Consider the following 26435-nt stretch of genomic DNA (forward strand, 5'->3'; position numbering starts at 1 on the left):
ATGATGGTGTTGTAAAACTAATAATCGCTGAATGGTAAAGGTTAAATTTAATAATGAAGTTTTGCAACACCCTCTACGTGGAAAAAGGACGAGCGGCAACAAACGCTAGCATACGAGTATAAAAGAATTAATTTGCTGGTACTTCGTTTTCTTCATAAATCGCTTCCCATCCGGCCGGAGTCACAAAAATACGGATGCATTTGATTTTCCGGTCCTCGCAAAGCGTAAACCAGTGGCGGGTGTATGCGGGAACGGAAATTAAATCGCCCGGTTCCATAACTATGTCGAAGTAACGTCCGTCTTTGCCTTTCAGCGTGAAAATGCCGTGTCCGTCAACGCAGAAGCGGACTTCGTCATCCGTGTGATGGTGTTCTTCTTTAAATTTGTCGAGCAGCGCATCCAGATTTGGTGTCGCGTCGGACAGAACAACAATGTCTTCCGTTTTATAGCCGCGGCGTGCGCTTAAATCATCAATTTCCGCGCGGAATGCTTCGATAATTTGCTGTTTTTCTTCAGCGGTAAGCGAGTAGTTTTTCTTCAAATTCTCATCCAGACGGTCAACGCTCCACTTTTCGTAAATAACATCCTGTGTACTCAAAAATTCTTTCACTTCGTTGCCTTTTACGATTTGTTGTTTTGTGTCTAAAAATGTGATATAAGCCATTATTTTTCCCTCTCTTCCGAATATTCGTTTTATTGTTTGTAAATTATAGCTGACCGGCGGTTCGGTATGTCAGCGGATTGTGCGGTTGAATAGCATGTTGTTCCGCAAGTTGTACGGCAATATGCTGCACTTGAAGCCATTGCAGATGATAAGCGAACAGAAATTCAAAAGCTTCAAGATGACGTTTGGCTTCAAAATCATTTTTACCCCATGCGTAAATGCCGTGATTGCGGATAAGCACACCTGGTACCTGCGGATTAAGTACGCGTTCCACTTCTTTGGCCAGACGCGGAATATTGGCGTAATTTTCTACGATCGGAATTTGAATTTCTGCGCCTTCTTCCCAGATACCCAATCCTTTAATGAGCTCTTGATTACGCAGCGTCACGTATCCTTGATTACCGTATAGTTCGGATACGATATTGTTGGGAACGGTATGCACATGGAATACGGCACCTATTTCCGGAATATTGCGATAGATTGCTGTGTGAATTTGAGTTTCAGCAGACGGCTTCAGAGTTGTTGCTTCATATGGTTTGCTATTTTCGTCCACCACCAGATAATCGTGCGGGGTGCAGACCGTTTTATCTTTTCCGCTTGCTGTTACCGCAACCAATAACGGGGCGGAACTGATTTTGATAGACAGGTTGCCGCTTGTGCCAGGGAACCAGCCCCTGGCAGCAAACGCGAGCTTTACCTGATCCAACTGTTGAAAGACTTGCTGGCGAATTTCATGAGTGTACGCGCTCATTGTGTAACCTCCGTTCGTCGTATAAGATGATCTAAAGCCTCGATACAGTCGTGGAATGTGGAAAATGTTTTATATTTAATGCCGAGTTCTTGGCATTTTTCAGCGAGATAAGAGCGGGCGATTACGGTGTCTGTGATTTTCGCGCCTTCTAGGTCGGTAATGCTATCTCCGATGACAACCTTGAAATATTTTTCGCTTTTATATTTGCGGATGATCGTTGTCTTGCACATTCCGCAGTCGACGTTGCAGTGTTCGTCACACGGATATGGGTAGATAATCTCTACGTTTTCGCCGGAAAAATTGCTTTTGTTGCAATAAATTGTATCGATTTTTTTTGCATAAGGTGAAAGAAGCGGTTCGATAAAAAAATCAATACCATTGCTTGTTACCAGTAACTTAATATTTTGTTTATGGCAGTAATCGACGAACTCGCCGAAGCCGTCACGGATACGCGCGCGGCTTAGCACAAAGTCCGTAATTTCGCGGCGGAGCGAGCTAGGAACGAGTTGAAATAGGGCGTATACTCCGTTGCGCAAGCTCCGTTTTTTCGCAAAAATGTCGTCTACAATCGGTTTCCACTGCTCTTCAGGGACGAAATGTTGCATAATATTGATGATATTGTCTTTTTCGGTAATCGTACCGTCAAAATCGCAAAAAATAACAATTTGCTTCTCCATATTATGCCCCTCCCCATTTTTCGAGCGCTATGGCAAGCGGCTTGCTTACTTTTGCTCCCTCGGCGAGCGTTTTGCCTTGCACCACCGTGTTGATGGCAGCGCGGAACGCACGTGCTCCATCGGCCGCGCCACCTGGATGGCCATGTATACCCCCGCCCGCGTTTACAATTACATCCATGCCGAAGTCATCATACAGTTTGCCGACCAGTCCTGGATGGATGCCGGCGGATGGCACTGGGAAGGAGGATTTATGAACATCATTGGATATGCGAGCATGTTCCGCGATTGCTAGCGCTTCGCTTTGCTTTAGTGCCACTGAACCGTACGGCGAAGGATACAAAATCATATCCGCTCCGGCGAGCCGCATCAGTTTGCCAAGCAGAAGAGGAGACGCGATTCCGTATTCATCTGATGCGTAGAATGCTCCCGCCATTGCCGGATGTGCCATGAGCGGCACATTAATATCCGGGTCAGCCGCCAAGCGATGTAGAATGTCAAAGCCGTAAGGCAATACGTTTAAGAGTAAACAGTTGGCTCCTTTTTCAATCGCGTATTTTGCTTTGTCCACCAGCTGGTGAACCGGCCCGGTCAGGTTGACCGCGTACAGCACGGTACGCCCGGACGCTTCAATGATGCGGTTGTAAGCGGTCAGACGGTTCGCAAGCGGCGCTTTGTCATCCACGAAGAAAATTTCATCGTCTTTTACTAAATCGACACCGCCCTCAACTTGAGCGGCGAATTGCGTTTCCAGTTCGCCGAGCGGAAGGCCGAGACAAGATTTGAAAATACTCATTAAGAGTGGACGATCATGAACACCTAACAATTCTCGTACACCAGCGATTCCGAATTTCGGTCCGGGGAATTGCTTCAATAGGGAAGGAGGAAAGTCGATATCAAGCAGTTTAATCTTTCCGTCCATAGATAATTTGCCGAAGACAGTTGTTAGCAGTGCCGGAATATCCGGAGTAATATTGCCGACAGGATACCGGATAGAAATGATGCCTTTTTGTAGTCCATTTCGTTCTTCCATAATCGTTACGTTGCCCGTGGTGCCAAGATATGGGGCTAACAATTCCTGGCGGGCAAGCGGCAGGTCGGTCCAACTGCCGACAGTCATGCCAACAGCAATGCTTTCTGCTTTTTTATGTAAATTTTTTGCTTCGATTAAATAACTGACAGTAATATACTCGCTCATCATTTCTTCATCCTTTCTAAGGAAAACAAAAAGCTCTCTTTCTGAAAGAAAGAGAGCGATCCGTTCATACGAATTACAAACTCACGATCTTATCTTTCAGAATGAAACGGTTCATCCTGCAGGAATTAGCACCTTGCTTTTTTCAACGTAAAAGCAGGTTGCCGGGCTTCATTGGGCCAGTCCCTCAGCCTTCTCGTGATAAGATGACTCAATTCAATTGTCTGTGTCTAATAATAATTGTAAATTGTCAGTATGTCAATAGGTTTTATTCTTCTTCCCCCTGGTGGTGACAAAAAGCGTGCACTAGCTTGTTGAGATGTTCAAGTTGGTTGGCGTATTCCAGTATTTCCGCTACCACCGGGAAAAGATGGCGCCACTGTCCGTCGTCTTCTTTTTGCGGTGTGCTTTTTACTTCAGGATATAATGCCATAAATTCATGCAGTAGCAGGTTGTTTTTCTCGATAACTTCTATTGGCAAGTGCCAATCTTCCCGCGGTTTTAAAATCCCGTCGTATGTCATCAGGATATTTTTATGGCATTCTGTCAGCGCCTCCAGCTGGTTTTGAATCAGTGGGAACAAATGGTGACCAGGCTTAAAAGAGGAATAGATATGACGCTCGAATGTACGCAGCATATCCATTTCTTTATATAACACGGTAATCATTTGTTTGAGAATTACCCGTCTTTTTTGGCTGGAGTATGTGACTTTTCTTAGCTTTGTAACTTCCTCCGTGTACAAGTCATAAAGCTGTTCAATGTTCTTAAAGCCTTTTTTAATTTTTTCTTTTTCCTCCCGAAAAGCTTTCTCTTCCATTTCGTTATGAATGAGCGTTCGCATGAGCACGGAGAATTTTTCTCCGGTTTCGGAAATTTCCTTAAACAGTTTTCGCTCATAGTGTGGCGGAATGAAGAGCGCATTGACCAGCGCCGCGGAGAAAATGCCAACAATAGTAAGCAAAAAGCGGTTGCTGGCGAAATACAGATAATTTCCGCTTGACGTTTCCATTACGGCGATAACCGTAAGTACGCTTAAAACCAAGCTGCTTTCCAGTTTCAGATGAAGGTTAATCATGATGACCAGCATGACGACGATTCCAACGATCAAAGGTTCCGCTCCAAGAAAATATGTCGCCGTTACTCCGAGCGCCGCTCCGATGATGTTGGCCTCCATCTGTTCTTTTAGATGTTTCAGCGTGCGGTACACGGTTGGTTGAATGCTTAATGTAGCAGCGATGGCCGCAAAAATGGGAGGTTCTAGGTTGAACCATTGACAGACAAGCAACGCCAGAATAAGAGCGATTGCCGTTTTTAAAATACGTGCTCCGACGCGCATAGTCCCTCCAGATAGTATCTTATGCTAATACTGTATATTACCATGCTTCTTTAAAAAAGCAACAAGAAAAAGCAACCGCCCCTGGGAGGAGGGCGGTTGCCGGTATAGGTGGTAATCACGCTGCACAAATGGGAGTTGCAGGTGAAAATTATGCGTGCAAATCATGTTATTCTGTTGCGATAGATGGGTCGGCCTGCTCTTTCACAGGAGATACCATGATAAAGTGCTGTTCAGCGTTATCAATTAAATTCTGGATGCTGGCGGCTTTATCCTGTTGGCCGCTTGCTTTAAGTTCGGTTATATATTCACCAAGCAGGTAGGCGACATCTTCTTTGCCTTTTGCATCAAGCGGTTTCAAGGAGACTTTAGCCGCTTTAGCAATACGGCGTTCAAGCGCAGCCTGATCAAGCCCCATTTCTGGCTGAACGCGCAGGTATACGACACCACCGGTCATACCGGAGCAAATCCACGGTCCTGGATCGCCCAGTACGATCGCACGTCCGTTTGTCATATATTCAAAGGCGAATCCTTTAATATTAGCTCGCGCGCCAATGCCACCCAAGCGATCGTTAATTGGCTCTTGCAATTCGCCGCCGATGACTACGTCGGCTCCAGAGAGGCGGATGCAGGCGCGTGCGTCCGCATTGCCTTGCACAATATATAGGCCTTTTTGTGCTCCGTAACAGAAGCTTTTGCCTACGGAACCGTTAATAAATTGACGATTCGCGTTCGGCGATTTCATAATTGCGACGCGTCCGCCAAATCCAGTCTTACCGACGCCGTCTTGTGCTCCACCATGCACGCGGATGAAGACGCCTTCCGCATTAAAGGCGGCAAGACCGTTGCCTGGCACGCTTCCTCTATCGAAAGTAAGCGAAACTTCAGGCAAATTCACATAGCTGCCGTCAAGATACGGTTTTACGCGGGCACCGGAATAACGACTGCCGAGCACGCGTTGATCGCTGAGCACGTTCGTAAATGTTTCGTTAATCGGTGCATATGGAGACGCGTATTGATCCGATGCTTCATACGTCTCCGCACCAACGGCCACCAATACTTTCGACTCCACGCGTTCGGATTTTAGAAGTGGGAACGGAGCGCTCGTAAGAAGAGCGGATAGATCCATTTTGTTTAATCCGCGCGTTTGCACAAGTAAATCCGCGCGTCCAACCATATCTTGTAAACGTTCAAAGCCTAGCTCAGCGGTGATGCGTTTTACTTCTTCGCCGAGTGCGGTGAATAGACGCTTCAAGTTATCGACTGCTACGTCGAATATGCGTGGTACGAAGCGGCGCAGTCCGTGTTCTTTTGCTTCTTCCACCGATTCGATTTGCGTAGCGATACCTACATGGCACGTATCAAGATGGCAACCGCGACATGTCGTACATCCGACTGCCAGCATGGCCAGCGTGCCAAAACCGATTCGGTTTGCACCCAGAAGGATCATTTTTACCACATCGTGACCGCTTTTTATTCCGCCATCGGCCCATAATTCGACTTTATCACGCAGTCCTGCTTCGATTAATGCCGTATGGGCAGCTTTGACCCCAATCTCCACTGGAAGCCCTACGTGTTGTAATGCATGCACACGCGCCGCGCCGGTGCCACCATCAAATCCGCTCAATGTAATGTAGTCCGCACCGGCTTTGGCAATACCAACAGAGATCGTTCCGATGTTCGGTACAACGGGAACTTTTACGCACACTTTTGCTTCGCTGTTGGCGGTTTTCAATTCAGTAATGATTTGCGCTAGATCCTCAATCGAATAAATATCGTGGTTATTCGAAGGAGAGATAAGGTCAGAACCCAGTGTCGCGTTACGCGCGGCAGCAACTTTTGCCGTTACTTTTTTGCCCGGTAAATGACCACCTTCGCCTGGCTTTGCGCCTTGACCGATTTTAATTTCAAGCAGGTTGGACGAATTGGCCAGTTCTACATTAACGCCGAAGCGTCCAGATGCCACCTGCATGCCGCGGGTTTTCCGATATTTTCCGAGCATATCTTTGATTTCCCCGCCTTCGCCGTTCAGGCTAATCATATTTAATTGCTCGGCCGCTTCTGCATAAGCGCGGAATGCGACTTCGTTCTGTGAACCGAACGACATTGATGAAATCAGAAATGGCAGGCTGTGATCCCCGATAGAGATATCAACTTGTTCCGGCGATACTTCTTTGTTTGCCTTGGATGTATCGAAGTCAGCCAGATGGCGGATAGACAGCGGATTTTCACGCTCCTGCTCCAATAGTTTGTTGGCAAACTCAGTATAAGGCAGGCTTCCAGATGCCACTTCGCCGATTGACTTCCAGATGCGTGGCCACATATGGAAAATTTTCGCCGGCTTTGCTTGCTCGTTGTTCCAATCTTCATAGCGAGCTTTACTATCAGCTTCGAGTTCTGCGAACGAGGTGCCAGCTTTATCGCTGCCGCAGAAGTTTACGATACCGAGAACTTCGGCGACTTCGCTGTTAAGCCCGATGGAAGAGAAGAGACGAGCGTAGCCGCGGAGCTCATGAATGCCGATGGTGGAGATCACTTTCTCCAAACCTTTGTTTAACGCATGATATAGATTTTCAACGGAATGTTCTCTGTCTTTTAAGAATACCGTTGTGAATAGAAGATATGGCGCTACGGCATCTGCACCCAATCCGAATGCTACCGCCAAATCATGAAGGTTGCGCAGGGCTCCTGAGCGCATAATGATGCTTGCTTGGCGGCGCAAGTTGCCGTTTCCTTTTGCGCCAGCCTCTTTAAGTGCGCGATCTGCTTTAGAGATAACGAGATGCGGATCGATCCAGTAACGTCCGTCCCGGTGCGCCATGCTGTCATCGAATAGCAGGATACGGGCTCCATTTTTCACGGCGTCTACTGCACTTTTTGCAATGCGTTCCAGCGCTTGGGGAATGCTTTCTTCTCGTGTGAAATAAACAGGAAGCACATGTGCGTCCGTACCAAAGTGTTCGAGAAGCTGCTCAAGCGACACAGTATTTAGTTTACCGGCTAATTCCTGTAACGCTTTACCTTCAAAAAGTAAAGGTGATGGAAGTTCTAGCGCAGCGGTTGCTTTGCCTTCCTGTGGGAACAATCCCGGGCGTCCGCCAAGCACAGTGCGTGTAGAAAAATGTTCCATTTCTCGTTCGCGATCGATGGCCGGATTGGTTACGACGGCCACACTTTCTTTAATAAAGTCGGTAATATTTTGTCGTGCTTCGGCAATGGCTGCAAGCGGGGCATCGTGGCCGAGAGAGCGGATTGGTTCTGCGCCGCTAGACGCCATTTGCTCCGCCAGTTGAATGTGTTCTCTTTCCCAGCCATAAGCAGCGTATTGTTGATTGGTAACCGTCTCAATATCTTCGTAAGGCGTTTTAGCAGCTTTCACTTGTGAGAAGGAAAGCTGGTTGCGGAATCCGGTGAAGTCCATGCGTTTACTGGAGCGCTCCAACACGATGTTTTGCAGTTCATGGTGTGGAACGACTGTAATTGGTTGACCCGGATTAAGCTGAACGCCGACTTTTTCTCCAGGAGCCAGCGCTTTTGGTTCGCTTACCATTTCATATACCGGTATAACACCTTGCTCGGAGGAGAAGTAAAGCGATGCTTCGCTTTCCACCATCCAGAGCGGGCGCAGACCGAGCGCATCTACGCTGAATACACATTCGTTTGCATAACGAGATACGATGCCCGCCGGCCCCTGTGCATAATGACCCCATGTTTGACGGTAATATACATACAAGTCTTGCAGTTCTGGACGCAAGCTTTTCATTTCGTTAATAATCGGTGGAAAAACCATTTCCATTGCTTCGAACAGTGACAAATCGTAGCGATGTATTAATGTTTCGATAGCGCGGTTCATGTTTTGCGAGTCACTGCCGCCTTCAACCAGATCGACACCGAGCATTTCTCCTTCGTCTTCCAGTTTACGAATCGTATTAATTTCCCCGTTGTGGCCGATGATGGTGAACGGCTGCACGCGGAAGAAATTAGATAGCGTATTGGTTGAATAACGATTGTGTCCCACAGTGACGGACGAAGCGAATTCCGGTTGTTGAATATCTTGAAAGTATTGGGGCAGAATGTTGGCTGCTCCCATTACTTTATAAGAAGCTGAGTGGTTGCTTAGAGAAGCGACATGAACGTTATGTTTTTTCTCGATCGCGATTAAAAGCTCGAACAACTCTTTTTCAATTACATAATTGCCTGTGTATTTGCAGGCAAGCTGCCAGAAGACGGGTTCATCAGCCCGACCGTTCTTACCCAGCACTTCACTGTTGACATTGTTTATTTGTTCGAGTTCAATGACAAGGTTCGCTTTTGTAAACATGCTACGGATATTTTCCATTACGCTATGAACGTTATGCCCTTTTGTCGGAATAAAAATGTGGCCGACAGCAAAAGAGGGAGAGTAGGCCAGTTCAGCAGGCTTTCCAGCATCAGCCAGCTTTTTCGCCCAGAGGTCACGCGGGATGTCGCTTAAAATACCGCATCCGTCGCCTTCACCGTCAATGAAGCCCGAACGATGTTCCATTTTTATAAGACCGTCGATAATTTTGGAAATATTATCGCGGTTAGGTTTTCCGTTCTTTTCAATGATAGCAATGATGCCACAGCTGTCGTGCTCTTCTGCCAGATGATTGCGGAAATTACCGAAATCTGCTCTCTTCATCGTTTCGGTCAGCTAAACTGACCTTCACCTCCTAATAAACAAAATTCTCTCACATTGGAAAGGCGGTTTTTCTTTATATATTTATTGAGCCTTCCAAAAAAATAAAATCTTGAATGAACAGTTAAATAAATCAAAAATAAAACAGAAATGTCGGAAAAGTAAGTATAGAATATCATGAATTTTGTTTAACGACAATAATAAAATGGTTAAATATTCATTTGAAAGCGTTTTTATTTTTGTTTCTATAACAATTTTAATAATTTAGAATATAAATGATAATAGTTTAATAACGAATTTTATATGATTAAAATTATATTATTATTCGGATGCAGGTGTGCATTTTTCTAAAAATATCAAATTGATGATGATATATTTCATGAATGTTATATTATTTGACAGGGATGTGGGTTCGTAATAATATTTGTGTAAATATAAGGGGTGCAAAATTTAATTGCACCCCTTATGTGAAAATGAATTGAATATTTATTCTTATTTAAGTATTTTTATGAAAGATTTTTTGGCCGCTTCGATCGTATAACGAATGTCGTCTTCTGTATGCGCTGTTGTAATAAACCATGCTTCATATTTAGAAGGAGCGATGCAGATCCCTTCTTCAAGAATAGCGCGGAAGAAACGGGCAAACATTTTATCGTCAGACGCTTTGGCGTCATCGTAATTTTTTACTGGCTTGTCTGTAAAATACATAGCAAGCGCCCCCACTACACGGTTAATCGTTACAGGGATGCCGGCTTCATTAGCCGCTTCTTTTAGCCCGTCACCTAGCAGTTTGCCCAAGCGGTGCAATTCTTCGTAAACACCTGGTTGCTCCAAGACTTCGAGGCATGCGATGCCCGCCTGCATGGAAGCAGGGTTGCCGGCATGCGTACCCGCTTGGTACGCCGGTCCGAGCGGAGCGACCTGCTCCATAATTTCTTTACGGCCGCCATATGCGCCAATGGGAAGACCGCCGCCAATAATTTTTCCAAGCGCGGTCAGATCTGGCTCGACACCGAGCAGGTTTTGCGCTCCGCCATATGTAAAGCGAAATCCTGTAATCACCTCGTCGTAAATAACGAGCGCTCCCGCTTCATGAGCAATTCGATTTATTTCTTCAAGAAACCCTTTTTCCGGCGCTACAATGCCGAAGTTGCCAACGATTGGTTCTACCAGTACACCAGCGACCTGATCACCCCATTTCTCCATTGCTTGGGTAAAGGCGTCGATGTTGTTATACGGAACGGTGATGACCTCGTCAGCAATTGATTGCGGGATACCCGCGCTGTCAGGAATACCGAGTGTGGAAGGGCCGGAACCCGCGGCGACGAGCACCAAGTCCGAATGGCCGTGGTAGCAGCCGGCGAATTTCATGATTTTGCTTCGCCCCGTATACGCGCGTGCCACACGGATGCATGTCATTACCGCTTCTGTCCCGGAATTGTTAAAGCGGATTTTTTCCATGGACGGGATTGCTTCGCGAATTTTCCGGGCAAACATCGTTTCCCATGGAGTGGGCGTGCCATAAAGTACTCCGTTTTTGGCAGCGGAAATGATCGCTTCTGTAATGTGTGGATGGGCATGTCCGGTAATGATAGGGCCGTATGCGGCTAGGAAGTCTATGTATCTATTTCCGTCCACATCCCAGAAATAAGCTCCCTGGGCTTTTGCCATCGTGATCGGAGCGCCGCCGCCCACCGCTTTAAATGCACGGGACGGGCTGTTTACGCCCCCAACAATCACGTCAAGCGCTTCCTGGTATAATTGTTCAGAACGCGTAAAATCCACTGTTCATTCCCCCTGATTTGTAAATATGACTGGTCATAAAAATACTTTACGTCTCTATTACTTTATCATATGATGAAAACTTGTTGTGAAAGATGTATGATAGCTAGTGGAACAAAAACGGAGGGAAGATACATGTTGCGAATTGAAGCCAAAGGACTTACCAAAGAGTTTAAATCGTATATAAGTCGTCCCGGTTTGGCTGGAGCATTCCGTGATTTGTTCAACCGCCAGTACAAAACACTGCGTGCGGTTGATCATATCGACCTTGAAATTGCACCCGGTGAGATTGTGGGATACATTGGAGAGAATGGTGCGGGCAAATCGACCACAATTAAGATGCTGACCGGAATTCTGATGCCGACATCTGGTTATTTGCGGGTAAATGGCATGGATCCGCACCGGGACAGGGAGAAGTTTGTCCGTACTATTGGTGTAGTGTTTGGCCAGCGCAGCCAATTGTGGTGGGACATCGCGGTACAAGAATCGTTTACGCTCCTGAAAAAAGTGTATCGATTATCAGATGAAGAATATAAGCGCCATATGGGACATGTGATTGAAGTGTTAGAGATAGAGGAGCTTCTCACTAAGCCTGTGCGTAAGTTGAGCCTCGGCCAGCGCATGCGTTGCGAATTGGCGGCCGCATTGATCCACAATCCGCCGCTTCTGTTCTTGGATGAGCCGACCATCGGGCTTGATGTGCTCGTAAAGCTGAAAATACGGGAGTTTTTAAAAGAAATTAACCAGAAGTATGGTACGACCATTTTGCTTACAACGCATGACTTATCTGATATTGAAGCATTGTCTTCCAGGGTGATTATGCTGGATAATGGAAAGATTATTTATGATGGCGGATTGAATGAATTGCGTACAACATGGGGAAACGAGAAGAAAGTCATGATTGAATTTACCAAGCCTGCCGATTTGAATGAATTGAAAAGGTTGATGGGCTCGCTTCCTGTAACGTGGCAAAAAGAAAACGATTTGCGTTTCCGGGCCGTGTTTGAGGAAGAGGATTTGGCTGTGTCTGATTTGCTTGCGCGTATTATTTCCCGCTATGAAGTAAAGGATATTTCCGTCGAGGCGGTAAGCACGGAGGAAATTGTCCGCAAAATTTATCAAGAGGGTATTATCCATGCTTAGTATGTACGCGGAGATTATCCGCATCCGATTTTTGACGATGCTGGCGTATCGCGTAAATTATTATAGCGGGATTATTGTCTATAGCATAAACATTGGCGCGTATTATTTTCTTTGGAATGCCATTTATGGCGGTCAGTCAACAATGGGTGGATTTAGCGCACAGCAAATGGTGACGTACGTGGCCATCAGTTGGATGGCACGCGCATTTTATTTTAACAATATTGACCGGGAAATGGCGCTCGATATTAAAGAGGGAAAAGTAGCTATTGAAATGATTCGTCCGTATAATTATTTAACAGTTAAATTAATGCAAGGATTTGGAGAGGGAATATTCCGCCTTCTCTTCTTCTCGGTGCCCGGCATGCTGGTGATTAGCCTTATTTTTCCTATTGATTATCCAGATAATCCAGAGATATGGGGCTGGTATACGCTAAGCTTGCTGATAAGTTTCGTTATTAACACACAAATCAATTTAATTACCGGACTTATGACTTTCTTTTTCTATAATAACGAAGGAATTATGCGTGCCAAGCGCGTAATTGTCGACTTGTTTTCCGGATTGATTTTGCCCATCAGTTTTTATCCGGGATGGGCGCAGGAGATTTTAAAGTTTATGCCGTTTCAGGCGATCAGTTATTTGCCGGGGATGATATTTACCGAAGCGATGCAAGGAGAGAAGATTTATTCGGCCTTGCTCATACAGATAGCTTGGATGTTCGGGTTGCTGCTGCCGATCTGGTTTATGTGGTGGCGTGCCTGCAAGAATGTGATTATTCAAGGCGGATAATAAAATGTTTTGCGTTGAAGAGAGAAGATGCTTGATATATAAGGGGTTCTCTCTTCTTTTTTTTTCTTAAAAATAGGTAAATGACCACATTTTGACCAACTTTAGTCTGTTAAAGCGGATTTTACATTCTTTTTGACTGTACAGCTTTATGTTTTCGTAAGCAAGCGACAGCATAGGATGAAGGATAACAGAACATTGTAGCCACGGAAGGGAAAGCGGCTATTCTGTTTCCATTTTGCATGGAATTCGGGGCCGGTATTGCATGCTGGGTGAAAGACTTTCAGAAGACCGGATTGAAATTAAATTATATATTCATAAAACAAATAAGAAAATCCACATTATTCCATGTAAACTCGTCCATTCCTCGCTTACATCTTATTCATAAACTATAGAAAAGGAGATGATGTTTGTGGGAATGATAAATGGATGTTGTGGAAATGTTGGGACTCTTGGACAAGTTAAGTTCACTGTAAATTGCGTTTGCAAGGTATTACGTCAACTTATACCTAAGCAAAAAGCAGCGTGTACATCAGGTTGTTTTCCTAATAATGGTAATGATGGTGTGATTCCATTTATTCTGACTAATACAGCTGGTACCCTTCATTTTGCATTTGGTAATATCGGTGGAGGTTCAGGAACAGCGCCAGGAGACTGCTTTGTTACACCTTTCTTTACAGTCGTAAGTGTTGATAATAATTGCTGTGCGGTACTTGAATTGCTGCAACCAAATGTAGATTTATTAGCTGGCGCTGGCGCTATTTGTTGTCTTCCAATAAATGCTGTCTGTAATGTTACTGAATTAACGAGAACAGGAATTTGCGTTAATGTCGATTTGAATTGCTTTTGCCAAGTTAACTGCCTCGATCCATCTCTTATTATAAATAATGGAAACATTGGTATTGCTGCTAGACGTCGTCAAACAGGAAAATAAAAACTTTATATATATTATGTTTAATATGAGGGGCGTGGGGATCGGTTAGAAACCTTCCGGGAAAGTTCGGGGGGTTTTTAATTTTGCCAACAGGAAGAATCGCCGCTGCTGGTGCGGCAATTTTTGCTCATCAAGCATGGAAACAAACGACAAAGCGTAAATGACAAGGAACCCCGCTGTTCGATTATCTGGATGGCGGGACTTTTATTACTATTGATAGATAAAATCAGTTGCTGAATCAATGTTATTAGACATTAAGCTTAAAATTGGGTTTCTTATAAGTAAGATAGGATATATCATTTTTAAAATATGTGAATAAACTATCAGTAGATAACTAAATGAAATGATATATGAAAGCAGGTGAGCGATTATGGCAAATAGATGTACTGTTTTTACTCACTTTCCTAGCGTGTTTATTTCTAGGGGTTGTGACGGTGCAATAATTCCAATATATCAAGTATTTACAGAGCGTTTTCCTACTGTGACACTTGATATTGATAACTTTGGGAGTTGTCCCGTGACATTGATCGTACAACATCAAAATAGTCCAGATCCAATTATACGAGTTGTTCCGCCCGATAGACAAATTTCATTGACGGTTAATTTGGTAACCAACATATCTGTTCAATGTAGTAATACACCTGGCGGCACATGTGAATTTTTCGTAGGTTTAGATGTATCCGGCTGCATTTGTTGCTAGATTAACTGTTCTGCAAAAGGGGCTAATTAGCACTTCGGCAATATATATCATCTAATAAAAAATATATGAATGAAGCTGACAATTATAAACAGACAAACGTAATGATTATAAGAAAGTAGGTGAATAGTATGAAAAAGATGTGCAGACCAGGTACTCCTGTAATCTCATGTCCCACATCAAACATAGAGAAACGATGCGATGTTTTCACTCACTTTAGTAGTTTCTTTCATACCGGAATATGTGATGGATCTACGATAACAGTATATGAAGCATTTACAGCAAGCCTTCCTACTGTAACAATCGATATTGGAAACTTTGGTACGTGTCCTGTGACGTTGATTGTAGCGCGTCAAAATAATCCAACTCCGATTACACAAGTGATTGCACCAGATATAGAGACTTCATTGACGGTTGATTTAGTAACGAGTATATCTGTTCAATGTAGTACGGGTGGTGGCGAATGTAGTTTTAGTGGAAACTTAGACGTATCTGGCTGTATTTGCTGTTAAATTAGTTTTCTCGTTCAATCTCAAGATTCTTTCTTTTTGTTAGTGCCTTTCCCTATTAAGGGAATAACATATAGTCTAGTCAATTAAATCATTTCCTTTATCCTCTTCTTTACTCTAAGGAAGAGGTTTTTATATTTATTGATACTATGTAGAAAATATAAAAAAAGTTTTCTTTATAACTGTAGTTGCCCAAAAACACTTACACAAATTTACAATTGAATAGAAAAGAGACATATCTCTTCACCCTGTGTAAAAATAGAAGTACCACCAACCACTTTTACGCAAAGGAGAAGACTATATGCCTCTTACGTATAGGGTAGCACATCAACAGGAAATCAACAATATTTTACGTACCTGGCGTTTCCCACTTTATTTTTCTAAGCCGGTAATGAACCATATGGTTCATTTTCTCGATGGTGTGATGACCAGAGGTTTTTCTGGAACGTTAACCGATATCCATCGTGAAAGCTGCCATTCACAAGACCGACGGACACTGAGCCATTTTCTTACTCATGGGAAGTGGAATGAGCAGCATTTGATGCGTATAATTCAGCAACAATCATGGGAGAGCATCAAGAGGGAAGCGAAACATACACAAGAGCCGATTTTCGTTATTATCGATGATACGGTCTGTAGAAAGACAAAGCCCTCGTCACAGGCATTGTCCCCTATGCAAGGAACAGATTTTCACTATTCCCATACCGAAGGTAAGTCAGTATGGGGGCATGCAGTAGTTCAGGAATTCATTCGATGTGGTGAAAAAGCATTCCCTTATGCGTTTAGCCGATACGAATCAGAGCAAAACAGCAAAATTGATATTGCATGTGAACTGCTTTCTATGGTGCCAAAAAGTTCTTTTTCTACTTATGTTCTTATGGATACATGGTATCCTGCTCAATCTGTACTCGAAACCTGCGCTTTATCTGGATTTCACGTCATTAGCGGTATAAAAACCAATCGTATTATTTATCCATATGGTATTCGGCAGTCAATAAAGGAATTTGCCTCGCACATCCATAAAGAAGATACCGACCTTGTGACCGTCGGTCACGCTTCTTATCACGTCTATCGTTATGAAGGCAAGCTAAATTTCATTGAAAATGCTGTGGTACTACTGTGTTGGGATGCGACCCAGCCAATGACTCTCCAAACTATGCGGGCATTCTTAAGTACAGACGTTTCCTTATCTAATGAGCAAATTCTAACGTACTACAGTAAACGTTGGGCGATTGAGACTTATTTTCGTACCATGAAAAGCAACTTTTCCTTTAACGGTTATCAAATACGTAGTACCGTTGCAATTAAGCGGTTTTGGACATTGCTTTCTTTTACAGCCATGTTCTGCAGTGTAACAGGACACGGTGATATCTTAACAGGACTACGAAGTTGGCAAAACAAAAAGACAGAGAGTTGGATCGAATTTGTTTACTATGAAGCAAAGGCAGGAACGCAGCTGGATTTGATAAAAAATCAGTTACAAGCTGCCTAGGAGAACCTTCGGTTCTTTCTACATGGTAAATTTTGTATCAAATTTTGGGCAAGTCTAGTTTATAACTTTACGAATCCAAACGGCATATGGAGACTTTTTGTTATTGATGATGTTGTTAGAGCAACAGGCAGTATCGCTAGCGGCTGGGAACTGACTATTACTACTAGCAGCTCTACTCTATAATATCCATTTAAGCTAATGTTTGATAATGTTTAACACTTGCTGTTCGTTAGCAGTCAATTTAACTTATGGCTTTTTGTTTTTTGTATTTCTTTAACCCGCTGATCGCCTGTTCTGCTGAGGTGGATCGTTCAGAAACCCCCACTTCAACCTATGGTAAGTGGGGGAGGTTCATACTTACTAAGTAAAATTTTTCTTTAAAATTTTTTAAAAAAGACTACCAAATTATATATTTATAGTTATATAATGGTATGGTTGAATAAAAAGGGGGTATAGATTTGTGAAGAAAACATTGAAACTGGCTTTATCATTAACTTTGTCTCTTTCTCTTACTGCACCGGTCGCATTAGCACCTTCGCACGTTGGTGCTGCACCAAAAAAATCTACTAACCAGAAACAGCAATATTACACAAAAGCAGACAAGTCATATATACAACACCACAGTGCTGTATTATACAAACTGCGTACACAAACGGAGGATTTATTGAAGTTCTTCTTTGAAGTCGACAAATATGACGAAGAACAATTTGTTAAGATTGTAGAGAACAAAATAGATGCTTGGGAAAAAACAATGCATCAAGCGTTAAAATATCGACCTCAGGATGTTCCGGCTAAATTCAATAAAGCTCACAGCCTTTTTGTAGCGGCTATTGAGGCAAACATAGAAAGCTTCTCTCCTTTTGAAAACGAGGATGAGGACCCAGAAGTAACCATTAAAAAAATGGAACAGAAACATAAAATATTTAAGCAAAAAGCGTATGCGTTCGATCAAGAAATCAAGCGTTTAAATAAGATTTATAAATAATCAGATTCCCCCTAGTTGCAGCATACCGTCTCCTATCTTCTAAGTTTTAGCGTAGAAGGGAGAGGTTCATCACTATCAACTGGGGGGAATTTGTATTTATTGCTTATTAGGAAATACTTTTCTTGTTTGCCGATCAACTGCCGTAAAGCATCAATATTTACTGGAACGATTCCTGTAGTAATCGTCGGAGCCTCTGTACCACTACCCATGAAATAACTTCGTGATACAATAAACCGCCTACTTTAGCTATTTTACTTTCATCCTGCCAATATATATCAATTTCAATTTCATCGGAATGAACAGATACAGGAAAATTCAGATGTTGAAATGCAAATTCCCCTTGTTTAACAGTTCCAAGAGGTCTTGATACTTGCAAATTTAACGTTAATTATGGAGAGTAATTACGAAAATATTTATTTAACATCCTTTAGTTATTGCTGCACAATGAATAATGCGATTAAAATTGAATTTATAAGAACATCATTTCAGATTGATTACTAAAATATGACTATGGTTCCAGGTCAAAGGATATCTTAAAATAATTTCTGGAGTACCAGAGTACAATGTCAAGGCTTGTTCCAGCTTATTATGTAAATTGGTAGTAAGGAAATGATTCGCTTTATTATACAGTTTTTCATAGAATGTCAAAGAAAGGAATGGAGAAAAGCGTTGAAACGACAGGTCGGAAACTTCGGATTGAAGCTTATGCTTGCTCTTGCTACGCTCATTGGAGCGTTTGCGATTACTCCAGGTCAACTAATACTGGCGGCAACCGATCATCAAATTGAGGAAATAAAAGCGGTAAATAGTTATCTACCCGAGGATATTAATAAGCATTGGGCGGCTGATACATTATATGATTTAATTCATGCGGACATTGTAAAAGGATATGTGGATCGAGAGGGGCAAGTAACCATCCAACCTGATAAAAGAGTGACCCGTGCCGAGTTTGTTGCTTTACTTGTGAATACACTGGGGTTGCAGAAAAATAAAGAACAAGACCCAATAAGCTTTTCAGATATTGAACCGAACGAATGGTATTATGAGCCGGTGAATATTGCAAGTTCGCTCGGAATTGTAAAGGGGGTAGGCCGGACGGTATTCGGTCCGAACCGGTATATTACGCGAGGTGAAATTGCTGCGCTTATCACACGAGCTTTTGCTTACACTGTTGCGTTTGATGAAACGAAAGCAAAACATTTTAAAGATGTCGGACAAGGATATTGGGCTAGCCGGGAAGTAGCCAAAGCAAGTTCAGTAAAAATTATCAATGGATATCCGGGCGGATATTTTAAACCGTTTGAATATGCGACACGCGCCGAAGCGATGGTTATGCTCTCCCATGCTCTATACCTTGAGGAAAATGCGGTAGCTTCTGATAAAACGTTGCTTGAGGTGGTACGGACGGCAAATGAGAAGGAAGAACGCGCGTTCCAGGCTTTAGATATTGCGAGCCTAAAAGAGATTGGAGCGAAGCATTACACAGGCTACCGAAAAGCAACGCACGATTTAACAGTTGCTGTACTACAAAAACTCAAAGAAGAGGGGTATACGGTACAAATTACCTGTGAAGGCAAATTGGAGGCCCAGGTTATCGGGAAATGGAACCGCATTGCTGTCGTGGAAGTGAATGGCTTAACATATCGCTTGAAAGCAGTGAAAGATGGAGAAGAGTTGCAAAGTGTGCAACATGTGAAGGGAATGGTCATGCTTAAGAAAGGACCGATGATGAATGAATGGAGAGTATATACTTCCGATGTACCTCTTTTGGTAACGAAAAAAATGTTATCCGTGCTGGAGACACAATCATAAATTCAGAGACCATACGATAAAACAGGGCAACTCAGGCGCTTCGTTTTTTGCTGTTCGTTTGTCTGCTTTGCTTTAGCGCCTTATTCGTATTGACTTTTAGGGTAAAAAGCATACCATGGAATGTGGAAAAGAGACTGAGGACAGTCACCTTGGTACAGTGTCGTAGGCAAGGAGGACGGAGGATGTTTTATCTTTCGATGTTTTGGGATTATCTTAAACAGTATTTTAAGACACGTTTGACATATCGGATGGATTTTATAAACGGGATTGTTTCGGATTTTGTGTTTCAGGCGACCAATCTTATTTTTATTCTTGTTGTATTTCAACATACGACGCTTTTGAAAGGTTGGACGCGCGACGAGATTATTTTTATTTATGGTTTTTTTCTAGTGCCGTATGCGGTCTTCTCTACTTTTTTTAATTTATGGGATTTTCAGGAGAAGTACATTATTAAGGGAGAGATGGACAGGGTGTTGACTCGCCCGGCGCATAACCTGTTCCAGGTTATGCTGGAGACGATGGATCCGCAGTCGCTGGCAGGAGCGGTAACGGGAATTGTGATTATGCTTTACGCCGGTATGAATATGAAGCTCGATATCGCATGGTATGACCCGTTCGTCTTTATTTTACTTGTTATTTCCGCCGTTCTTGTGTATGGCGGCGTATATACGGCTATTGCTGCTATCGGCTTTTTCTCTGATTCAAAAACGGGCATTTCGCCAATGATTTGGAATATCCAAAACTATGGCCGCTATCCAATTAATATATACAATAAAGTGATCCGCTTTCTGCTGACATGGATTTTGCCATTTGCGTTTGTTGGTATTTATCCAGCCGCGTACTTTTTGAAACGAGAAGAATATTATATGTACACTTTGCTTACTCCTGTAATAGGTTGGGGATTTTTTTGCATGGGGGTTATGGTATGGAATTTCGGTGTGAAGCATTATCGGGGAGCTGGTTCCTGAAATAAGGAGCCGGCTCTTTTCTTTGTGTTATGACTGAAAAGTTGGTAAGATGAGAAAAGGATTTATTATTACAGAATGGAGGAGTATATAGTATGGCAAACGTAGCAATTGGACAAGCAGCACCGGATTTTACGCTGCCGGCAAGCAACGGGAAAAATGTTTCACTGCACGATTTTCGCGGCAAAAATGTAGTGCTTTATTTTTATCCGAAAGACAATACACCAGGCTGCACTAGGGAATCGTGTGATTTTCGCGATAAAGCGGATGAGTTTACCGCAAAAGATACAGTCATTCTCGGGGTAAGCACGGATGATTTGACTTCCCATGAGAAGTTTATCAAAAAGTACAACCTTCCATTCCTGCTGCTGAGCGATACGGAAGCGGAAGTGTCTAAGCTGTATGGCGTATATAAGCTTAAGAAAAATTTTGGTAAAGAATACATGGGAATTGAACGTTCCACATTTATTATCGATAAAGAAGGCCGACTGGTGAAGGAATACCGGAAAGTAAAAGTAGACGGCCATGTGGATGAAGCTCTTGCGTTTATCTCGGAAAATTTGCAGTAATCAGCGTCGGAGATCATAAAGAAAGGTGAAACGCAGAATATGAGCTTGGCTTACGAGTGGACGGATTATTACGATATTATCTCCACCGGTCTGGAACATGATGTAGAGTTTTATACGGAGCTTGCTCTTGAGGTGAAAGGACCGGTTGTCGATTTAGCATGTGGCACCGGGCGCATTTCCATTCCGATGGCGCTGAAAGACGTGGAAGTCGTAGGTATCGATGCATGTGAAAGAATGCTTGAAAAAGCACGGGCGAAAGCGAAAATGGCCCGGGTAAGCGATAAAATCAAATTTGTACATAGCGATATGCGCACATTTGAATTAGGGCGGACTTTTTCTTTAATTATGATTCCTTATCGCTCGTTCTTGCATTTGTTGTCCATAAAAGACCAGATGGCAGCGCTGCGGCAGGTGAGAAAACATCTTGTTGAAGGCGGAATATTAGCACTGAACGTGTTTGTACCTCAGATTAAGCATTTATATGAAGAAGATGAGAAAAGCTCGACGCGCGGTATCTATAGTATTCCAGGAAGTGAAGATCGTTTGGTCGTCTGGGATTATACCCGTTATGACCATTTTCAGCAAATCGCTGAAGTTATACGGCAATATGAACGAACGGATCGAAATGGGATTGTAGTACAGCGTGTGGTCACCCCTTTTCATATTCGCTATATTTTTCCGGCTGAGCTCCATCATTTGCTTCGGCTGGCAGGATTCAGTGTAATAGGTCGGTATGGAAACTTTTATAAAGAACCATTTGAGTCGAAGAGCACAGAGCTAATTCTTGTTGCAAAAAAAATATAGCCTGGAGGAGGGATGCGGATGAAGGTGGTATCTACGGCAAAGATGAGCCAACGCCATCAGGAGAAGCTAAAGTCTATGTTTCCCCATCACAATTTCTTCTTTTTCGCTTCTATAAAAGAAGCGGAACAGGAAGTCAAGAATACGGACGTACTGGTTACGTACGGAGAAGATGTAACGCCGGATAACATATGCGAGATGCGGAGCTTAAAATGGATTCAAGTATTGAGCGCAGGGATGGATTTGATGCCTTTGTCTGTTATTGGGCAGAGAGGTATTCTGGTTACAAATGCAAGGGGAATTCACAAAATTCCGATGGCGGAATATACATTTGGTGTAATGCTACAGGTGGCGCGTAGAACGAATGAGTTGTATAAAAATCAACGAGATAACAATTGGGATCGCAGCATACGTGTGGAAGAACTATACGGAAAGACGCTCGGGATTCTTGGCGTGGGAGCAATAGGGGAGGAAATTGCACGCCGGGCCCAAGTATTCGGTATGAAGGTAATCGGGGTTACAAAGAGTGGTACGCCCAAACATGCTTGTGACGAAATGTATACTCAAAAGGAATTGGATAAAGTACTCCCGCGCTGTGATTATATCGTGGTCATCGTACCGTTAACAGAGGAGACGCGCCACCTTATTGGTAAAGAAGAACTGGAAATGATGAAAGAGAGTGCGGTGTTGATTAATATTGCGCGCGGAGCGGTTATCGATGAAGAAGCACTGAGCGCACACTTGCGTGCAGGTAAGCTGAAAATGGCGGTGCTTGATGTATTTTCCGAGGAGCCGCTCCCAGAAGCTTCACTTTTTTGGCAACTAGAAAATTGTCTGGTAACTCCTCATATTTCTGGACGCTCGCCTCTATATATGGAACGTGCTCTGGAAATTTTTCATCATAACCTTGCTGCTTATGACAAAAAAGCAAAGGAAGAGATGATTAATGTAGTTGATTGCCGGCGCGGCTATTAGCTCGTTTTGCCTTACTTTTTGAAGCGGATAGAATGGTGGGAGGGAAAGGTATGAAAATTTATACCAAATCCGGAGATAAAGGCGACACTAGTTTGCTATATGGGGTTCGCGTGCCAAAATATGATGCACGTGTGGAAGCCTACGGAACATGTGACGAAGCGAACTCGGCAATTGGGGTGGCATTGTCATACATGCCGCAAGGAAAAGAATGGGAAGAGTTTTTTTCGGTTTTTCATGTTGTTCAGACAAAGTTGTTTCATATTGGGGCAGAGCTTGCGACTCCAGCAGGAAAAGAGGTAAGCTGGAAAATTGAAGAAGAGGATGTAGAATTACTCGAGAAGATGATTGACAAATGGGATGCTGAGCTCCCTGTACTAAAAAATTTTGTTTTGCCCGGCGGCTCACAGGCTGGGGCTTCCCTTCACTTGGCACGAACCGTTGTGCGCCGGGCGGAACGTAAAGCGATTTTGGTTCGAGAACAGTTAGAAGTTAATCCTATTGTTATCCGTTATCTAAATCGCCTTTCGGATTTTTTATTTGTTGCGGCACGTTATGTAAATCATAAGTTAGGAAAAACGGAACCCCCCCTTCATGAAAATTAAATACAGGCTAAAAGTGCGGCCTCGTTGCAATATAGGGGCCGCTTATATTTTTTTATGATTTGGGTATTGCTTTTAATGTAGGTGTGTGACAAAATAATATTCACTTGTATTTCAAAAACATTTCTTTTTCCAATATTGTTTGTGGTGACTTGTTGTTTTAGAGCAATCAGCTTTTTTGAAAACAAAGAGAAATTAGCATAAAAAACCTCTTGTTCTTTATATTTAAATGTGATATATTTAAAAAGTCGCCGCTGAAACGCGGTGGCAATGAAAAAGAAATTCCTTGAAAACTGAACAGTGACACTCGTTTGTGTGCGAGGTAAATATCCCATGAAAGTGAAGGTCAGCTTCAAAGTTGATTTCAGGCACTTTTATGGGGCCCGAAAAACATTCTTTACTTTATGAGCTAGCTTACGAGCTTGCGTATCAATCTTCAACTTTTTTGGAGAGTTTGATCCTGGCTCAGGACGAACGCTGGCGGCGTGCCTAATACATGCAAGTCGAGCGAACCGATGGAGTGCTTGCATTCCTGAGGTTAGCGGCGGACGGGTGAGTAACACGTAGGCAACCTGCCTGTACGACCGGGATAACTCCGGGAAACCGGAGCTAATACCGGATAGGATGCCGAACCGCATGGTTCGGCATGGAAAGGCCTTTGAGCCGCGTACAGATGGGCCTGCGGCGCATTAGCTAGTTGGTGGGGTAACGGCCTACCAAGGCGACGATGCGTAGCCGACCTGAGAGGGTGAACGGCCACACTGGGACTGAGACACGGCCCAGACTCCTACGGGAGGCAGCAGTAGGGAATCTTCCGCAATGGACGAAAGTCTGACGGAGCAACGCCGCGTGAGTGAGGAAGGTCTTCGGATCGTAAAACTCTGTTGTCAGGGAAGAACCGCCGGGATGACCTCCCGGTCTGACGGTACCTGACGAGAAAGCCCCGGCTAACTACGTGCCAGCAGCCGCGGTAATACGTAGGGGGCAAGCGTTGTCCGGAATTATTGGGCGTAAAGCGCGCGCAGGCGGCTTCTTAAGTCAGGTGTGAAAGCCCACGGCTCAACCGTGGAGGGCCATCTGAAACTGGGGAGCTTGAGTGCAGGAGAGGAGAGCGGAATTCCACGTGTAGCGGTGAAATGCGTAGAGATGTGGAGGAACACCAGTGGCGAAGGCGGCTCTCTGGCCTGTAACTGACGCTGAGGCGCGAAAGCGTGGGGAGCAAACAGGATTAGATACCCTGGTAGTCCACGCCGTAAACGATGAGTGCTAGGTGTTGGGGAGTTCACCTCCTCAGTGCCGCAGCTAACGCAATAAGCACTCCGCCTGGGGAGTACGGCCGCAAGGCTGAAACTCAAAGGAATTGACGGGGACCCGCACAAGCGGTGGAGCATGTGGTTTAATTCGAAGCAACGCGAAGAACCTTACCAGGGCTTGACATCCCGCTGACCCCTCCAGAGATGGAGGCTTCCTTCGGGACAGCGGTGACAGGTGGTGCATGGTTGTCGTCAGCTCGTGTCGTGAGATGTTGGGTTAAGTCCCGCAACGAGCGCAACCCTTGTCCTTTGTTGCCAGCATTCAGTTGGGCACTCTAAGGAGACTGCCGTCGACAAGACGGAGGAAGGTGGGGATGACGTCAAATCATCATGCCCCTTATGTCCTGGGCTACACACGTGCTACAATGGACGGTACAACGGGCGTGCCAACCCGCGAGGGTGAGCCAATCCCTAAAAACCGTTCTCAGTTCGGATTGCAGGCTGCAACTCGCCTGCATGAAGCCGGAATCGCTAGTAATCGCGGATCAGCATGCCGCGGTGAATACGTTCCCGGGTCTTGTACACACCGCCCGTCACACCACGAGAGTTTGCAACACCCGAAGTCGGTGAGGTAACCTTCTGGAGCCAGCCGCCGAAGGTGGGGCAGATGATTGGGGTGAAGTCGTAACAAGGTATCCGTACCGGAAGGTGCGGATGGATCACCTCCTTTCTACGGAGTCTCGGCACGCACGAGTATTCACTGTTCAGTTTTGAAGGAACTTCGTTCCTACAAAAAGAAAATATGAAGACGACCGATGAAAACATACAATGTTTTGTTGGAATGTCGGTGTTTTCATTTGCATTCTGGGGGCATAGCTCAGCTGGGAGAGCGCCTGCCTTGCAAGCAGGAGGTCAGCGGTTCGATCCCGCTTGCCTCCACCATACGATGTCTGGTGACGATAGCGAAGGGGTCACACCTGTTCCCATCCCGAACACAGAAGTTAAGCCCTTCAGCGCCGATGGTACTTGGGCGTATGCCCTGGGAGAGTAGGACGTTGCCAGGCTGGAATGAACGTATCTTTTTTGTTTGTGAGTTTTGCCTGTAAACAAAAAGTACGTACTCATTCTAAACCCATCATAGAAGTTGTACCTTGAAAACTGGATACAGAAGAAACACGCGCAAAACAAGGATTCCATAAAAGAAACCCTTCAATGTGGTTAAGCTACGAAGGGCGCACGGTGGATGCCTTGGCGCCAGGAGCCGATGAAGGACGTGGCAAACGACGAAACGCTTCGGGGAGCTGTAAGCAAGCGTTGATCCGGAGATGTCCGAATGGGGAAACCCACTTCCCGTAATGGGGAAGGACTCCTGCCTGAATCCATAGGGCAGCGAGAGGCACACCAGGGGAACTGAAACATCTAAGTACCCTGAGGAAGAGAAAGCAAATGCGATTCCCTTAGTAGTGGCGAGCGAACGGGGAACAGCCCAAACCGGAAGGTTCGCCTTCCGGGGTTGTAGGACACTCTATACGGAGTTACAAAAGGATGAGGTAGAAGAATCGATCTGGAAAGGTCAGCCATAGAAGGTAACAGCCCTGTACTCGAAACTTCATCCTCTCCTGAGTGGATCCTGAGTAGGACGGGACACGGGAAACCCCGTCTGAATCCGGGAGGACCATCTCCCAAGGCTAAATACTCCCTGGCGACCGATAGTGAACCAGTACCGTGAGGGAAAGGTGAAAAGCACCCCGGAAGGGGAGTGAAACAGAACCTGAAACCGTGTGCCTACAACTAGTCGGAGCACTGTCTATGTGTGACGGCGTGCCTTTTGTAGAATGAACCGGCGAGTTACGGTTGC

The 26435-nt window shown here is 44.4% G+C and carries 18 protein-coding genes, 1 tRNA gene, 3 rRNA genes and 1 riboswitch (1 of these 23 cut by a window edge); of the genes, 15 read left to right on the forward strand and 7 right to left on the reverse strand.

The annotated features are described in order from the left end of the window. Positions 1–127: 127 nt before the first annotated feature. From K3F53_RS03430 to K3F53_RS03460, 7 genes are all read right to left on the reverse strand, one after another. Positions 128–664, reverse strand: a complete 537-nt coding sequence (locus K3F53_RS03430; protein WP_057899798.1) for a 1,2-dihydroxy-3-keto-5-methylthiopentene dioxygenase — start codon at positions 662–664, stop codon at positions 128–130. Between the two features lie 43 nt (positions 665–707). Continuing rightward, positions 708–1415, reverse strand: coding sequence for a methylthioribulose 1-phosphate dehydratase (locus K3F53_RS03435; RefSeq protein ID WP_057899797.1), 708 nt, complete (start codon positions 1413–1415; stop codon positions 708–710). Next, on the reverse strand, positions 1412–2092 hold the full coding sequence (locus K3F53_RS03440; RefSeq protein ID WP_057899796.1) for a 2-hydroxy-3-keto-5-methylthiopentenyl-1-phosphate phosphatase: 681 nt from the start codon (positions 2090–2092) through the stop codon (positions 1412–1414). Before K3F53_RS03440 ends, K3F53_RS03435 begins: the two co-directional genes overlap by 4 nt. 1 nt (position 2093) lies before the next feature. Then, positions 2094–3290: a 2,3-diketo-5-methylthiopentyl-1-phosphate enolase gene (locus K3F53_RS03445; protein WP_057899795.1), complete on the reverse strand. Its 1197-nt coding sequence runs from the start codon at positions 3288–3290 to the stop codon at positions 2094–2096. 83 nt (positions 3291–3373) lie between these two features. Then, positions 3374–3492: riboswitch (SAM riboswitch) on the reverse strand. Positions 3493–3552: 60 nt separating this feature from the next. Further along, entirely contained in the window at positions 3553–4620 is a 1068-nt protein-coding gene (locus K3F53_RS03450) for an FUSC family protein (RefSeq protein ID WP_057899794.1), read from the reverse strand. Positions 4621–4786: 166 nt separating this feature from the next. Continuing rightward, the gene (locus K3F53_RS03455) at positions 4787–9280 is read right to left on the reverse strand and encodes a glutamate synthase-related protein (RefSeq protein ID WP_220559339.1); all 4494 of its coding nucleotides are present in this window, start codon (positions 9278–9280) and stop codon (positions 4787–4789) included. A 489-nt stretch (positions 9281–9769) separates the two neighbouring features. Continuing rightward, positions 9770–11062 carry a glutamate-1-semialdehyde 2,1-aminomutase gene (locus tag K3F53_RS03460; protein WP_057899792.1) on the reverse strand — a complete coding sequence of 431 codons (1293 nt, stop codon included), beginning with the start codon at positions 11060–11062 and terminating at the stop codon, positions 9770–9772. A 132-nt stretch (positions 11063–11194) separates the two neighbouring features. Between K3F53_RS03460 and K3F53_RS03465 the strand changes: the two genes are divergently transcribed. The 15 genes from K3F53_RS03465 to K3F53_RS03535 form a co-directional block, all read left to right on the forward strand. Then, positions 11195–12202 (forward strand): ABC transporter ATP-binding protein, encoded by a 1008-nt coding sequence (locus K3F53_RS03465; RefSeq protein ID WP_057899791.1) that lies wholly within the window; start codon positions 11195–11197, stop codon positions 12200–12202. Beyond that, the gene (locus K3F53_RS03470) at positions 12195–12989 is read left to right on the forward strand and encodes an ABC transporter permease (RefSeq protein ID WP_220559340.1); all 795 of its coding nucleotides are present in this window, start codon (positions 12195–12197) and stop codon (positions 12987–12989) included. The genes K3F53_RS03465 and K3F53_RS03470 overlap by 8 nt, the downstream gene beginning before the upstream one ends. A gap of 415 nt (positions 12990–13404) precedes the next feature. Beyond that, the gene (locus K3F53_RS03475) at positions 13405–13920 is read left to right on the forward strand and encodes a CotY/CotZ family spore coat protein (protein WP_246615709.1); all 516 of its coding nucleotides are present in this window, start codon (positions 13405–13407) and stop codon (positions 13918–13920) included. Positions 13921–15427: 1507 nt separating this feature from the next. Next, positions 15428–16618: an IS701 family transposase gene (locus K3F53_RS03480; protein ID WP_057899168.1), complete on the forward strand. Its 1191-nt coding sequence runs from the start codon at positions 15428–15430 to the stop codon at positions 16616–16618. 460 nt (positions 16619–17078) lie between these two features. Beyond that, positions 17079–17603, forward strand: a complete 525-nt coding sequence (locus K3F53_RS03485) for a hypothetical protein (protein ID WP_057899789.1) — start codon at positions 17079–17081, stop codon at positions 17601–17603. A 669-nt stretch (positions 17604–18272) separates the two neighbouring features. Then, a complete protein-coding gene (locus tag K3F53_RS03490) occupies positions 18273–19415 on the forward strand; it encodes an S-layer homology domain-containing protein (protein ID WP_162265047.1) in 1143 nt (380 codons plus the stop codon). A 182-nt stretch (positions 19416–19597) separates the two neighbouring features. Then, the gene (locus tag K3F53_RS03495; protein WP_057899787.1) at positions 19598–20383 is read left to right on the forward strand and encodes an ABC transporter permease; all 786 of its coding nucleotides are present in this window, start codon (positions 19598–19600) and stop codon (positions 20381–20383) included. A 92-nt stretch (positions 20384–20475) separates the two neighbouring features. Further along, positions 20476–20949 carry a thioredoxin-dependent thiol peroxidase gene (bcp, locus tag K3F53_RS03500; RefSeq protein ID WP_057899786.1) on the forward strand — a complete coding sequence of 158 codons (474 nt, stop codon included), beginning with the start codon at positions 20476–20478 and terminating at the stop codon, positions 20947–20949. Positions 20950–20988: 39 nt separating this feature from the next. Further along, the gene (locus K3F53_RS03505; protein ID WP_057899785.1) at positions 20989–21753 is read left to right on the forward strand and encodes a class I SAM-dependent methyltransferase; all 765 of its coding nucleotides are present in this window, start codon (positions 20989–20991) and stop codon (positions 21751–21753) included. Between the two features lie 18 nt (positions 21754–21771). Beyond that, positions 21772–22725, forward strand: a complete 954-nt coding sequence (locus K3F53_RS03510; protein ID WP_220559342.1) for a D-2-hydroxyacid dehydrogenase — start codon at positions 21772–21774, stop codon at positions 22723–22725. 50 nt (positions 22726–22775) lie between these two features. After that, entirely contained in the window at positions 22776–23327 is a 552-nt protein-coding gene (locus tag K3F53_RS03515) for a cob(I)yrinic acid a,c-diamide adenosyltransferase (RefSeq protein ID WP_057899783.1), read from the forward strand. A gap of 439 nt (positions 23328–23766) precedes the next feature. Continuing rightward, positions 23767–25307 (forward strand): 16S ribosomal RNA (locus K3F53_RS03520). Positions 25308–25443: 136 nt separating this feature from the next. Further along, positions 25444–25519, forward strand: a tRNA-Ala gene (locus K3F53_RS03525). 7 nt (positions 25520–25526) lie between these two features. Continuing rightward, positions 25527–25641 (forward strand): 5S ribosomal RNA (gene rrf, locus K3F53_RS03530). Positions 25642–25793: 152 nt separating this feature from the next. Further along, positions 25794–26435, forward strand: a 23S ribosomal RNA gene (locus K3F53_RS03535) (it continues 2294 nt past the right edge of the window). Together the 16S, 23S and 5S rRNA genes with 1 tRNA gene alongside form the textbook arrangement of a ribosomal RNA operon.

The organism is Aneurinibacillus thermoaerophilus, from assembly GCF_019603355.1.
Taxonomy (GTDB): domain Bacteria; phylum Bacillota; class Bacilli; order Aneurinibacillales; family Aneurinibacillaceae; genus Aneurinibacillus; species Aneurinibacillus thermoaerophilus.